This window comes from Gottfriedia sp. NPDC056225 (assembly GCF_042267765.1).
Lineage (GTDB): Bacteria > Bacillota > Bacilli > Bacillales > Bacillaceae_G > Gottfriedia.
Genome location: NZ_JBHJTJ010000026.1, coordinates 1 through 13,575 on the forward strand (window position 1 = coordinate 1; position 13,575 = coordinate 13,575).

Annotated in this window: 12 protein-coding genes; 9 read left to right on the forward strand and 3 right to left on the reverse strand. The window is 31.9% G+C overall.

Translation table 11 applies throughout. The annotated features are described in order from the left end of the window. Nucleotides 1–65: 65 nt before the first annotated feature. The 6 genes from argC to ACFCYN_RS16335 all read left to right on the forward strand — a co-directional run bounded on the left by argC (nucleotide 66) and on the right by ACFCYN_RS16335 (nucleotide 5,886). On the forward strand, nucleotides 66–1,097 hold the full coding sequence (gene argC, locus ACFCYN_RS16310) for an N-acetyl-gamma-glutamyl-phosphate reductase (RefSeq protein ID WP_375950341.1): 1,032 nt from the start codon (nucleotides 66–68) through the stop codon (nucleotides 1,095–1,097). Between the two features lie 13 nt (nucleotides 1,098–1,110). Continuing rightward, nucleotides 1,111–2,334: a bifunctional ornithine acetyltransferase/N-acetylglutamate synthase gene (argJ, locus tag ACFCYN_RS16315; protein WP_375950343.1), complete on the forward strand. Its 1,224-nt coding sequence runs from the start codon at nucleotides 1,111–1,113 to the stop codon at nucleotides 2,332–2,334. Nucleotides 2,335–2,348: 14 nt separating this feature from the next. Continuing rightward, a complete protein-coding gene (gene argB / locus ACFCYN_RS16320; protein WP_375950345.1) occupies nucleotides 2,349–3,119 on the forward strand; it encodes an acetylglutamate kinase in 771 nt (256 codons plus the stop codon). Beyond that, the gene (locus ACFCYN_RS16325; protein WP_375950347.1) at nucleotides 3,112–4,275 is read left to right on the forward strand and encodes an acetylornithine transaminase; all 1,164 of its coding nucleotides are present in this window, start codon (nucleotides 3,112–3,114) and stop codon (nucleotides 4,273–4,275) included. Before argB ends, ACFCYN_RS16325 begins: the two co-directional genes overlap by 8 nt. Before the next feature lie 152 nt (nucleotides 4,276–4,427). After that, complete coding sequence (locus tag ACFCYN_RS16330) at nucleotides 4,428–4,895, forward strand: NUDIX domain-containing protein (protein WP_375950349.1); 468 nt, start codon at nucleotides 4,428–4,430, stop codon at nucleotides 4,893–4,895. 91 nt (nucleotides 4,896–4,986) lie between these two features. Beyond that, nucleotides 4,987–5,886 (forward strand): aminoglycoside phosphotransferase family protein, encoded by a 900-nt coding sequence (locus ACFCYN_RS16335; protein ID WP_375950351.1) that lies wholly within the window; start codon nucleotides 4,987–4,989, stop codon nucleotides 5,884–5,886. 152 nt (nucleotides 5,887–6,038) lie between these two features. Here ACFCYN_RS16335 and ACFCYN_RS16340 read toward each other — a convergent pair whose 3' ends face one another. After that, a complete protein-coding gene (locus tag ACFCYN_RS16340) occupies nucleotides 6,039–7,118 on the reverse strand; it encodes a site-2 protease family protein (protein ID WP_172444774.1) in 1,080 nt (359 codons plus the stop codon). 218 nt (nucleotides 7,119–7,336) lie between these two features. On the opposite strand from ACFCYN_RS16340, the gene ACFCYN_RS16345 reads away from it, so the two are divergent. Next, nucleotides 7,337–8,806, forward strand: coding sequence for a long-chain-fatty-acid--CoA ligase (locus ACFCYN_RS16345; protein ID WP_375950353.1), 1,470 nt, complete (start codon nucleotides 7,337–7,339; stop codon nucleotides 8,804–8,806). Nucleotides 8,807–9,275: 469 nt separating this feature from the next. Here ACFCYN_RS16345 and ACFCYN_RS16350 read toward each other — a convergent pair whose 3' ends face one another. Then, nucleotides 9,276–9,926, reverse strand: a complete 651-nt coding sequence (locus ACFCYN_RS16350; RefSeq protein ID WP_375950355.1) for a nuclease-related domain-containing protein — start codon at nucleotides 9,924–9,926, stop codon at nucleotides 9,276–9,278. A gap of 321 nt (nucleotides 9,927–10,247) precedes the next feature. On the opposite strand from ACFCYN_RS16350, the gene ACFCYN_RS16355 reads away from it, so the two are divergent. Both ACFCYN_RS16355 and ACFCYN_RS16360 read left to right on the forward strand, forming a co-directional pair. Then, the gene (locus ACFCYN_RS16355; RefSeq protein ID WP_375950356.1) at nucleotides 10,248–11,696 is read left to right on the forward strand and encodes a HAMP domain-containing sensor histidine kinase; all 1,449 of its coding nucleotides are present in this window, start codon (nucleotides 10,248–10,250) and stop codon (nucleotides 11,694–11,696) included. Continuing rightward, nucleotides 11,693–12,379 carry a response regulator transcription factor gene (locus ACFCYN_RS16360; RefSeq protein WP_375950358.1) on the forward strand — a complete coding sequence of 229 codons (687 nt, stop codon included), beginning with the start codon at nucleotides 11,693–11,695 and terminating at the stop codon, nucleotides 12,377–12,379. The genes ACFCYN_RS16355 and ACFCYN_RS16360 overlap by 4 nt, the downstream gene beginning before the upstream one ends. A 151-nt stretch (nucleotides 12,380–12,530) precedes the next feature. Here ACFCYN_RS16360 and ACFCYN_RS16365 read toward each other — a convergent pair whose 3' ends face one another. After that, entirely contained in the window at nucleotides 12,531–13,451 is a 921-nt protein-coding gene (locus ACFCYN_RS16365; protein WP_375950360.1) for a S66 peptidase family protein, read from the reverse strand. Nucleotides 13,452–13,575 lie beyond the last annotated feature (124 nt).

Here is a 13,575-nt window from a genome sequence, read left to right on the forward strand (position 1 = left end):
CAATTGATTTTATAATTATTCATATTTATAATGAGTAATATAATTTTGATAAAGGGGATATTAAAATGAAAGTCGGTATTATGGGAGCAACCGGTTATGGTGGCCTTGAACTAATTAAGCTGCTATCAATGCATCCGGAAATTAGTGGTATGAATTTTTATTCAACATCAGATTATACTGATGATTTGTCAGCGTATTATCCACATTTGGCTACAAATACTAGTGGGCCAATAAAAAAGTGGGATAAAAATAGATCTGTTTCAGAAAATGATATTTTATTTTTTGCAACACCCCATGGAGTAAGTAGTGAATTAATAGGAGATCTCGATTATTCGAAAACTAAATTGATTGACCTTTCAGGGGATTTTCGATTAAAGAAAGAAGAACAATACAAAAAATGGTATAAACATACACATCCTTGTTTTCAAAAAACAAATGAATTTACATACGGACTATCTGAACTAAATAGAGAAGCAATAAAAAAATCAACAAACATAGCAAACCCTGGATGTTATCCAACGGCAACACTTTTAGGAGTTGCACCATTATTAAATGCTGGAATTGTAAAAAAAAATACAATCATAGTAGATGCCAAATCGGGTATTTCCGGAGCTGGCAAAAATGCTAATCAAATTACTCAATTTATGAATCGAAACGAGAATTTAACTGCTTATAAAATAACTGAACATCAACATATACCTGAAATCGAACAATTTATTGGAACGCTCGATTCAACACAAAATTTTATTTCGTTTACACCACACCTAGTTCCAATGACAAGAGGTATTTTGTCTACAATTTATGTTGAATCAACACGTGAAATTAGTAACGAAGAATTAAAAGATTTATATAACCAAAATTATGAAGATTCCTATTTTGTAAGAGTAAGAGACGGGGTACCTTGTACAAAAGATGTTTATGGTTCAAATTTTTGTGATATTTATGCGACTTATGATGACCGCACGAATCGAATTACGATCGTTTCAGTCATTGATAACTTAGTAAAAGGAGCGGCAGGTCAAGCGATTCAAAATATGAATATTATGCTAGATTTGCCAGATGAAACCGGCTTACAATTTACACCACTATTTCCTTAAGGAGAGATAAAAATTGATTACTAAAGAAAAAAATATAAAAAAAGTTAATGGAACAATTACTTCACCAAACGGTTTTTATGCGAGCGGAGTTCACGCAGGCTTACGTTATAAACGTAAAGATTTAGGTTTAATTTATTCAGAGAAACCAGCATCAGTTGCTGCAGTATATACATTGAATTTATTTCCAGCTGCACCAATTAGTGTTACGAAAAAAAGCATTGCAAATAGTAATAAGCTTCAAGCTGTTTTAGTAAATAGTGGTTGTGCAAATGCTTGTACAGGTAAAAAAGGAGAGGACGATGCCTATTTAATGAGAGCTTGGTGTGCAGAGCATCTTAATTTACCAGAGCACTTAGTCGCAATCGCATCGACTGGAGTAATCGGTGAATATTTAAAAATGGATCGATTAAAAAGTGGCATTGATCAATTAACGCTTGGTAGCACATTAGGAGATGGTGAAGATTTCGGTCATGCCATTTTAACAACAGATACGGTCATTAAAACTACTTGTTATGAAGTTATGATTGATGGAAAGGTTGTTACGATTGCGGGTGCTGCTAAGGGCTCTGGTATGATTCACCCGAATATGGCAACAATGCTTGGTTTTGTAACAACTGACGCTACGATTAATTCAGATCAATTACAGACTTTACTAAAAGGAGTGACTGATAAAACATTTAATCAAATTACAGTTGATGGAGATACTTCAACAAATGATATGGTTTTAGTAATGGCAAATGGGGCAGTGGAGCACGAAGAATTAACTAAGAGCCATCCAGATTGGGCTAATTTTGCAATAGCATTTCAATTAGTTTGTGAGGATTTAGCTAAAAAGATTGCTAGAGATGGTGAAGGGGCAACTAAGCTAATCGAAGTAAATGTAAACGGAGCAACAAATAAAAAAGATGCTAATAAAATCGCTAAAACGATTGTCGGATCAAATTTGGTAAAAACAGCGGTTTATGGCGAAGACGCTAACTGGGGAAGAATAATCGGTGCTATTGGATATAGTGGGATTGAAGGAGAATTTAATCAAATTGACATTTCGATTAATGGTGTAACTGTATTATTTGGTAGCAAACCAGTTGAATTTGATGAAGAAGAAGCAAAAACAGCTTTGAAAAATGAAATTGTATATATTGATGTTCATTTACACAGTGGAGACGCGGTTGGTACTGCATGGGGATGCGACTTAACTTATGATTATGTGAAAATAAACGCAAGCTATCGCTCATAAAGGGGAGAAGGTCAATGGAAACTGTAGTCATAAAACTTGGTGGTAGTTTAATCCATAACTTATCGAATACATTCTTTGAAAATATAAATCAATTAAAAATGAGTGGTAAAAAGGTTATTTTAGTACACGGTGGTGGACCACTCATCAATAATTTATTATTAAAGTTTTCAATCCCAGTTGAAATGGTAAACGGGATTCGCAAGACTTCAACAGAAGTTTTAGAAATCGTAGAGTATGTTCTGAATGGCAAAATAAATAAGGATTTAACAATTATTTGCAATCAATTTAATCTAAAAACAATCGGTCTCTCCGGATGTGACAATCTATTATTAGAGGCCTCATTATTTAATAAAGGAAAACTAGGTTGGGTTGGAGAAATCGAAAGTGTTAATACGAATCTGCTAGATTTATTACTTACTAATGATTATATACCAGTTATTTCACCTGTTGGCGTCGATAAAATTGGCCAAAAATATAATATTAATGCAGACGAAGCAGCAAAAAGCATCGCTAAAGCAATGAATGCGGAATTACTTTGCTTTATCACAAATACAAAAGGAGTATTAGATCAAGAAAATAAATTGATTGAGCAAATTACGGCAAGTGAAGTTGAAAAGCTAATTGAGGATAAAACAATTTATGGAGGCATGATTCCGAAAGTTACGAGTGCTATAAATGCATTAAGTGATGTATTTTCAGTTGCTATTGTTGGTGAGAATTTCTTAAATGAATATGGAATGATAAACGGTACAGTTTTTACAAAAGGAGTTGTGTTAAGTGAGTAAATTATTTCCGACTTATAATAAAAAACCAATAAATTTTCTTAATGGTAAAGGTACTTATCTGTTTGATGACGAAAATAACAAGTACTTAGATTTTTTAAGTGGAATTGCTGTTTGTAATTTAGGCCATTGTCATCCGAAAGTGTCAAATGCATTAAAAGAACAAGTTGATTCGATTTGGCATATTTCGAACCTATTCACAATAAAAAAACAAGAGGAACTTGCAGAACTTTTAGTAAAAAGCTTCAATGACGGATTAGCTTTCTTTTGTAATAGCGGAACAGAAGCAAACGAAGCAGCAATAAAATTAGCAAAAAAACATACTAGTAAATCTCATATCATTAGTTTTAAACAAAGCTTTCATGGTCGTACATTTGGATCAATGGCTGCAACAGGTCAGCCAAAAATTCATGAAGGATACGGTGAAATGTTAAGTGGTTTTACATATGTACCATACAATGATTTAAATGCTTTACAAAATGAAATTAATGAAAATACAGGAGCAATCATTTTGGAGATAATTCAAGGCGAAGGTGGTGTAATCGTTGGTAATAACGATTTTTTTGAAGGGGTTCAAGCTCTTTGTAAAAAACATGAATTATTACTCATTGTTGATGAGGTACAAACCGGAGTGGGCCGAACAGGAACAATGTTTGCCTATGAACAAACTCCATTAAATCCAGATATTATTACGCTAGCAAAAGGGTTAGGCAATGGTTTTCCTGTAGGGGCAATGCTTGGTAAAAATAAATTAGCGAGTACATTCTCAGCAGGTGCTCATGGTTCCACATTTGGCGGAAATTATTTAGCAATGGCGGCAGCTTTTGAAACAATCAACATTATAAACGATCATGTATTTTTAAATGAAGTAAAAGAAAAAGGAAGCTATTTATTTGATAAATTAACCGACATAAAAAAGGAGTTTCCACAAATTTTAGAAATACGCGGTAAAGGGTTAATGGTCGGTATTGAATTAACTGGGCCAGTTGATCAACTTGTGGAACAATTTTTAAAGAATGGTTTAATCGTTGGTACAGCGGGTGCTAATGTATTAAGGTTATTACCACCAATTAATTTATCTTACGAAGAAATAGATGAAGCAATTCAAATTATGAAACAAGTACTTTCTTCCTATTTTTTAAATAGCCAAGTTAATTAATAGAAAGTAAGTAATAACTAGTAGGCATCAATGGACTTATTCCATGATGCCTCTTTATCGCGTAGGTCTATTTAAGTGATTCGTAAAAATAAATTGAAAGTGGAATTAAATTTTAACATAATGGAATAATCACTATGATTGGAGGATGGCTTATGTACCATATTCGAGTAAGAGCTTGTGCATTAATCGTTGAAAATGATTCAGTTTTATTAATTCAATTTACGGATGAGGACGGGATTCATTACAATTTACCTGCTGGTGGTACTGAACCCGGTGAGACAATTATAGAAGCGGTTAAAAGAGAGGCTTTTGAAGAAGCAGGTGTAGAAGTAGAAGTTGGAGATTTAGTATTTGTATCTGAAAATGCACCTCATATGACTGGGCATAGAGTTCACGGATTAAGTTTAATGTTCCGCTGTCATATTAAAGAAGGTTCAGTTCCAACTTTACCGATTAACCCAGATCCAAATCAAACAGATGTATTGTGGATTCCAATTAATGAATTAGAAAATATTGTTTTATTTCCAAATATTAAAGAACAAATCATTCAATATGTTAAAGGCGAGTATGAAAATAATCGTTTAATTGAAGAGCATAAATTAAAAGAACAACTTATTTAATGCTATTTTTTACTTTTCTAGATTCAAATTGTACTCTGTTCACATAACATTTAATTCTTAAAAACTATTATTTTTAGAAAAGAGTGATTAGTTGATAACGTTACCAGAGCAGTTTATCAAAACGATTAAAGATATTCATAAGGAAAAAGGGGAAAGGTGGTTAGAGAATTTCGAAGACTTATGTCATAAATGTGAAAATCGATGGAATATGAAAATTTTATCTCCCTTTGTATTATCTTATAATTTTGTCGCTCCTATTATCATCGAAGGGAATAAAAATGCAGTAATCAAGTTAGCAGTCCCAAATGAAGAATTTAACGATGAAATCGAAGCGTTAAATGAATTTAAAGACGCTGATTTTGTAAAAGTCATTGATTACGATCTTAAAGAAGGAATCTTAATTTTAGAAAGACTACTGCCTGGCAATACACTTGCTTCGATTGAAAATGAAGAATTAGAAATGCAAATAACAGTTAAGGTTATGAAAAATCTTTGGAAAAAACCATCTACATCTAGTAAACTACCTACGATCTTAAACAGAGAAAATAGCTTTAGCCGAATTGTTGAGAAATTCCCTAATGGCGTAGGCCCTATTTCAAAAGAATTGCTATTAGACGCATTTTCGACTTTTAAAGAAATGAATAGTTCTCAATCAACGCAATATTTACTTCACGGAGATTTACACCACTACAATCTATTAAATGCTGGAGAAGATTCATGGAAAGTAATCGACCCAAAAGGTTTAATTGGTGAAAGAGAATATGACCTCATCCAGTTTTTATTGAACAACATAGAAGGGAAAGATATTTCAACAACTCTAGAAAAACGTATTGATCTACTTGTAAACGAATTGAATCTAAATAAAGAAAGATTGCTACTTTGGGGCTATTCACATGCGGTATTATCAACATGCTGGAGTTTAGAAGATGAGGGAACATATAATGAAAACTTTTTTAATGCTATAAATATTTTTAAACAATTACATAAGTAACTTTATTAACATAAACTTAACTAAATTAAACACTTCCTCTGGAATTCTGGGGTTCTCTACAAAGTTATGTCACAAAAAGCTTATAAGAAATAAAACATTATCCTATAGAAAAAGAAGAACCTATCTTGAAAAATTCAAAATAGGTTCTTCTTCTATTTTCCTAAAACATGCTCAATTAATCCAAAACTCCAAAATCCAAGTAAAGCTAAACTTCCTGCTAAAGCGATATAAGCAATGAAAATTTGCCATTTTTTACGATTGCTAGAAACATAGTAAGTTTCTAATGTTTCTTGTTGTTTTAATAAAGGTGCAATTTTTCTTTGTCTAATTTCTTGTATTTTTTCTTCGATATAGTTTCGAACGTCTAAGTCTTGTTCAAACAAACGTGCTCGAACTGTACGAATGATGTAATTAATTTCCAAGCGTTCTTTATGAATTTCTAACTCTAGTTTCTTTTGATCCTCAAAAAATGGGATAAAGAATCGCTTTGTATATGTACGATCAGTGTAATCATTTAAAATGCGAAATTGAAACTGTTTAATTGTATGTTCATATAGTTTTACTTTTTCTTTAATGACCTTTAACTGATAAGCTTCTCTAATTCTTTTGATAAAGGTACTAATACCTATAATGATAATATAAAAAGCGATAAAATTAGGCTGATAAAATAAATACACTAACATCATCATAATACCGATAAACCAAAAGATTGGAGGTAACACGCTTAAAATTCTGCCACCATCTAAAGGAGAAATCGGAATTAAGTTAAATAAATTTAATATACAGCCTAAGGCAATTACTAAACCAAAAAACTCATTATGCGTGTAATGATATAGTGGAATTGCTGGAAGTACTGAAATTAACCCTAAAAACGGCCCACCGAATGCTACGTAAGATTCTGTAACAGCATCTTTTGGCATCTCTTTTAGTGAGATGACAGCTCCAACAAATGGAATAAAAAATGCTGGTGATGTTGGAAGCCCCTTTTGTTTTGCAGCAATTAAATGCCCACCCTCGTGACAAATTAATAAATAAAGAAGTGCGAATGCAAAATACCATCCAAATGTAAATCCATAAACGAATAGATACAAGATCATGCTTAAAAATGATAAAAATTTTGCAGCTTTTAATAGTGGTAAAATTAGCTTTAATTTAGTACCAATTAATGCGATTACAACACCAACTCTTGTTAACGACTTTTTCGTTTTACTATTAATAATAGGTTGTGCCATTCATTATCACCTTCTCGCAAATTATGATATTATGATGTAGTATTAAAATTATATCATTAAGATTAATTTGTTTGATAGACTAATAGTGAAATCGGGACTAAAGTCGGTACTTTCATTTCAATCGAATGAATAAATTTTCGAAAGGTTAGACAGTTTTCTTTCTACCTTTTGTATTTTATAAGAATAATTACACGAAATTAACTGAGGATTGATAAAGAATGAATATATATGGGCTAATTAAAGAAGTAGCGAACAATAAAAGCAAAAACTTAGCTTATAGCTACAATGGAAATAAAACAAATTACGAAGATCTCATTTCATCTTGTGAAAATCTAGCTCAAATTTTACTTGAAAATAAGATTGAAAAGGGAGATAAAATTGCAATATTACTAGGAAATTCTCCTGGGTTTATTCAAACATATTTAGCAATATTAAAGCTAGGTGCGATTGTTATTCCATTAAATCCAGCCTTTACAGAAAGTGAAATTAAATATATATTAAACGATTCTTCGACTAAACTAGTAATCGCTACTAGTGAACAGAAGGAAAAACTAAAAAATCTTATAAATGACTGTACTACATTATTAAATATTTTATTGATCGATGAAATACAACCACTTCAGAAAATAAAAAATAAAATTGAAGAAATAGAAATTCAACAAAACGATACGGCTGTTATTTTATATACGTCAGGAACAACCGGAAATCCAAAAGGCGCAATGTTGTCACACTTTAACTTAATTGAAAATGCTAATGATTTTTCTAAGTTAATTGAATTAAGGGAAAATGATCAAATGGTTGCCGTCCTACCTATGTTTCATTCATTTTGCTTAACTTTGTGTGTCAATATGATTTTATTAAATGGCGCATCAACAATCATTATTCCAAAATTTAATCCAACTGAATTAGTTGAAGTAATAAAAAAAGAAAAAGCTACCTTAATTGCTGCAGTACCAACGATTTATAATTATTTACATCAATTAAAAACGGCTACTTCCAATGAGTTTAGTAGTTTGAGAGCCTGTATATCTGGTGGGGCATCGATACCAATCGAGTTATTACAATCCATTCAAGAAAAATACAATCTTTTAATAGTAGAAGGCTATGGACTTTCTGAAACTGCACCGGTACTAACATTCAATCCATATCGTGGAATTTGTAAACCAGGTTCCGTTGGCCTTGATTTACCAAGTGTTGAGACAAAAATATTTAATGAAAATGGCGAAGAAGTTCAAATAGGTGAAGTTGGAGAAGTTGTCGCCATTGGTCCAAATGTAATGAGCGGTTATTTAAATAATGTAGAAGCAACTGAAAAAGCATTTATTAACGGATGGTTTAAAACAGGCGATCTCGGTAGAAAAGATGAGGACGGTTATTTATTTTTATTCGATCGAAAAAAAGATGTTATTATTACGAATGGTTATAATGTCTATCCTAGAGAAATCGAAGAACTTCTATATGAACATCCTAGTATCATTGAAGCAGCGGTAGTCGGAAAACCTGATCAGCTAATTGGTGAAAGTGTATGTGCTTATTTAGTCGTTTCAAATGATTCAATATCAGAAGCGGAGATTATTGATTTTTGTAGAAAAGCCTTAGTATATTACAAAGTACCTAAGCAGATTAGTTTTATAAAAGAACTGCCAAAAAATAGTACTGGGAAAATTTTAAAAAGATTACTTAAGTAAATCTTTAGCTGTGTGAAAGAAAGATCAATTTTGAATAATTGAACTTTCTTTTTTTTGTTCCAACTAAATCAATTTTCAATATGTCAAATTGCTGTTAAATGAGTTGAATCTTAATAAAGTTTGATATTTTTACCACCAGTTTTTAACTGATGGAGGAGTTAAGAAGTAGGGGGAATGGAGGATTCTTAACTCATGAAGGGGTATAATTAATTAAACAAACAAAAAAACCTACTCATGGTAAGTCCATGCGTAGGTACAAAAGTGAGAAAATGAAATTCACATATTCATAATGGATTTCATTAAATCATTTAATCAAAATAACTATATCTCCCATGACCATTTATTTTTAAATTATCATGAAGGATTTTCCAAATACCTTTTTTTGCTTTGTAAATTTTACACCACTCATAAACATCATTTGTCGTAATTTTGCGATTAGGAAAGAGCAATTTAAGTTCTTCAACACTCCTTAAAATGCCTTCACCAGCCGATCATCATAATAATCCGGATAATGCGTGTACTTCGACTCCGTTTTATGTAGTGATAATAATAATTCAGCCACTTTAAAATGATTCGCATTTAAATTGAAATGATGGATGTTTAATTGGTTTATGAAGTGGTTTAATTGTGATGGGAAAATAATAGGTAGATTCAAAGGGGCATGATACAAATAGAATTCGGGGGTTACAAAAATTAGATACGGTTTAATTTTAAAATGAATCTTGTGGTCAGATAGTAATTTTCGTAACATGGATTCGGTTCTTTTAAGTTGTTCGTAGGGGTTCTTTAATTCGGACTTTGGGTTTGTATACCATCTATCTTCTTCTATAAAATAATCTCCTGTGTAATTCTTTACTTTAAATAAGTAGATCGATTCTCCAGTTATTCCAATCGAATCAATTTGGAATTCTGATTTCTTACATTCGAATGATAAATCATTTAAAAAAAGCCAATTATTTGATAATTTCCAAGTCCATGCATAAAATTTCTTTTCACCTTCGTACCCTTTTTCTAAAAAGGATAAGTATGTGATATCCTCATCTGAAAGCCCATTCCTAACATTTAAACTCTGGTAAATCCTTAAGTTATTTGATTCAATTCGTTCTTTTAAATTTTTCATATTTCACAGCCTTTCAATCTATTATTACATATTAATAAACTTAATAATTTGAAGATTTGATGACTCTTTTATGTTTACTGTTAGAAAAGGGGTGTTCTAAATAAGATAATTTCTTTTCAGTTTAACTAAACTTTACTTAAGGATTTGTTTAGACTTATTTCATAAAAATGTTACACTTTTTTAAGATTTATATGATATAGTTCACTTAATTTCTTAAGAAATTGATCATTTATTCTAAATTGAGGAGTTTACGAAGGTAAATGTTATGCTAAGAATAAACAATGATTGCTATAAAATTTTATTACCAAGTGAGTGAAAGAAATGTCAATTAAAATGAGGTTTCTGTTGTCATATGTTGGGGTGATCCTTTTTTCGTTCACATTATTATTGGCAGCAGGTTTTTTAATTATTTTTGCGATAACAGGGGATGTAAAGTCAGTAGAAGGACTATACAAAAAGACTTACGTTCAAAAACCTTTGACTACAGTTGAAGAAAGTGTGTTTCTTGATTTGAAGCTTCTTGCTAAGCATAATCCAAATCAATTATTAAATAAGCAAGAGATTAAGAGGATTGAGCATAAAAATATTGGTATTGTTGTTCGAAAAGGAAAAAATATTGAGTACGCTTCACAATCGCTTGATGAAAAAAGGTTGGTACAAGCTCTGCCTGGGTTTGAGGAGACGAATATTAATACTCGCGATACGATAAAAATAAATGATGTTTTTTTTACTTATGTCAAATTTGATTTTTATTTTCCAGATCAAAGTAAAGGGAGCATTTTCGTCTTAAAGAAGGCAAGTTCATATACAGAGGTTATACGAAATTTGTTTCCAATATTAATAGGGTTATTGCTTTTATTATTTATCATCATTATTGGTATGTTAAATTATTTAGTTTCCCGAAGCATCATTAAACCAATCTCTAAACTTAAAAAAGGTGCGGAAAAAATTAAAATTGGTGATTTGAATTTTGAAATTGTTACGAATTCTACTGATGAAATTGGTGAATTAAATAAGGCGTTTGAGGAAATGAGGATAAAATTAAAAGAGTCAATCAATCTCCAGATTCAATATGAGGAAAATCGTAAGGAGCTTTTGTCGAATATTTCACATGATTTAAAAACACCGATTACTTCAATTATTGGATATGTGGAAGGGATTAAAGATGGTGTCGCAAATACACCTAAGAAAATGGAGAAATATTTATCGACGGTTTATTCGAAAGCAAAGGATATGGATGCATTGATCGATGAGCTTTTCTTATTTTCCAAGCTGGATTTAAAAAAAGAACCGTTTCATTTTGAAACTGTCGAGATTAATCAATATGTTGGAACTTATGTAGATGAAATTTATTTGGATTTACTTCAACAAGGTATCAAAATAGAATTCGGTCTTTTGAATACATCAATTAATGTGACAGCAGATCGGGAGAAATTAAAAAGAGTATTGTCAAACTTAATCAGTAATTGTGTGAAATATATGAACAAAGAAGAAAAGAGAATTTCTATTTTACTTGAGGAAGAATTGAATGAAGTGATTGTAAAAGTCACAGATAATGGCCAAGGTATCGATTCGGATGCATTACCATTTATTTTTGAACGTTTTTACCGTGCAGAACAATCAAGAAATTCTCAAACTGGCGGTAGCGGTTTAGGACTTGCAATCGCAAAACAGATTATTGAAGAGCATGGAGGAAAAATCTGGGCTTCAAGTGAGTTTGGTAAAGGGACAAGTATATTCTTCTCCTTAAAGAAAGGTGAGAAAAAGTGAAAGACATATTACTAATTGAAGATGATATAAGTATTGCAGAATTGCAAAGAGATTATTTAGAAATAAATGATTTTCGTGTAGATATTCAGCATAATGGAGATGAAGGCCTCCAGCATGCATTAAATGGAAATTATGATTTAATCATCTTGGATATTATGCTTCCAGGAAAAAATGGTTTTGAAATTTGCAAAGAACTACGTGCTGTAAAAAATATTCCTATACTATTTGTCTCTGCTAAGAAAGAGGATATCGATAAAATTAGAGGGCTTGGTTTAGGAGCGGATGATTATATTACAAAGCCGTTTAGTCCAAGTGAATTAGTTGCAAGAGTAAAAGCGCATTTATCACGATATGATCGACTTGCAGGAAACAATAATGTTTCAAAAATAATATTTGTTCATGGTATATCAATTGACCGCGCATCTCGTAAAATTTTTATTAACGAAACAGAGGTACCATTTACAACAAAGGAATTTGATTTGATGGTGTTTTTTGTGATGAACCCAAATCAAGTATTAAGTAAAGAACAGCTTTATGAAAAGGTTTGGGGGCTCGAGTCAGCAGCAGACGTTTCAACTGTGACGGTTCATATTAGTAGATTACGTGAAAAAATAGAAAGAGACCCTGCAAACCCAAAATTCTTAGAAACAGTTTTGGGAGCGGGATATCGATTTAATGTATAACGAACAGTTTAAAACCGCCACTAAGTGACGGTTTTTTATTTAGAATATTATTGATTTTGAAAATTTCTATCTATCAGCAGCTGTTGATCTAGAAATCAGTTCTATAAGAATAGGACAATAATTGTTTAGTAAATATTGTTATATACAATCTCTATTTGTGTATTCCAGGTTCAAATGATAAAGTTTGGTCCGCTCCGTTCATTGTAACAGGAACTCCAAATGGTACACCGTAATTTGGAGAACAGTGACCAATAGGAAACCCACTAAGAATTGGCAATCCAAGCGGGACAATATGATCATACACTATTTCTGGTATCGTAAGGGATGCTTGGCGTTTTTGCGGTCCACAATCATTAAAGTCTCCAAAGATTACTCCGACACAATCATCAAACTTCTTTGCCAAACGCAATTGATTAATCATGCGATCAATTCGGTAAGGTTCTTCTTGTATGTCTTCAATAAATAAAATCTTACCTTTTGTGTCCACCTCATACGGTGTACCGATCGTGCTTGTTAATACAGTTAGATTGCCTCCAGTCATCGGGGCAGTGACAGAATGTGAAAAAGCAGGGTATGTATTTTTTTCAGAAGCTGTGAAGGTTAAACAAAGAGGTTCTAATAATTGCTTGTAAGAAGCGATTGTCTCTGCTAGAACATGATCTGCGCCGCATTCTTGAATCATAGGTCCGTGGAACGTGACTAAATTAGCTTTTTGTTGAAATGCAATATGCAGGGCTGTAATGTCACTGTAACCCCAAAAGATTTTAGGGTTGTTTTTAATGAGTTCAAAGTCTATGTCTTGTAGTAATCTGCCGCTTCCATATCCTCCGGTTGCGCAAAGCACTGCTTTAACTTCAGAGTTTGAAAAGGCAACATGTAAGTCCGATACTTTGTTTTCATCACTTCCGGCTAGATAGCCACGCTTTTCTTTCACTCCTTTACCAATCAAAACATGCAGGCCAGCTTTTTCTATTTTTGACTTCATCTTCATCACATTGTCAATATTCGGCGGGCTTGATGGAGCAATAATCATCACTGTATCACCTAAATTCAATCCATTCGGTTTTCGCATTTTTTTCCCTCCAATTTAAATGCCACCTTATATATATTCTATCTTTAGTAGCAATTTCCTCATCTCAGTTACTATTTATTAAGAAATATAATATTTATATTAGGAGGGGATTATCTGTACGAAA

Bases quoted from the DNA above. Each gene is read 5' to 3' on its own strand.
- argC (WP_375950341.1), top strand. From the start codon at position 66: ATGAAAGTCGGTATTATGGGAGCAACCGGTTATGGTGGCCTTGAACTA.
- argB (WP_375950345.1), top strand. From the start codon at position 2,349: ATGGAAACTGTAGTCATAAAACTTGGTGGTAGTTTAATCCATAACTTA.
- ACFCYN_RS16330 (WP_375950349.1), top strand. From the start codon at position 4,428: ATGTACCATATTCGAGTAAGAGCTTGTGCATTAATCGTTGAAAATGAT.
- ACFCYN_RS16340 (WP_172444774.1), bottom strand. From the start codon at position 7,118: ATGGCACAACCTATTATTAATAGTAAAACGAAAAAGTCGTTAACAAGA.
- ACFCYN_RS16345 (WP_375950353.1), top strand. From the start codon at position 7,337: ATGAATATATATGGGCTAATTAAAGAAGTAGCGAACAATAAAAGCAAA.
- ACFCYN_RS16350 (WP_375950355.1), bottom strand. From the start codon at position 9,926: ATGAAAAATTTAAAAGAACGAATTGAATCAAATAACTTAAGGATTTAC.
- ACFCYN_RS16355 (WP_375950356.1), top strand. From the start codon at position 10,248: ATGTCAATTAAAATGAGGTTTCTGTTGTCATATGTTGGGGTGATCCTT.
- ACFCYN_RS16365 (WP_375950360.1), bottom strand. From the start codon at position 13,451: ATGCGAAAACCGAATGGATTGAATTTAGGTGATACAGTGATGATTATT.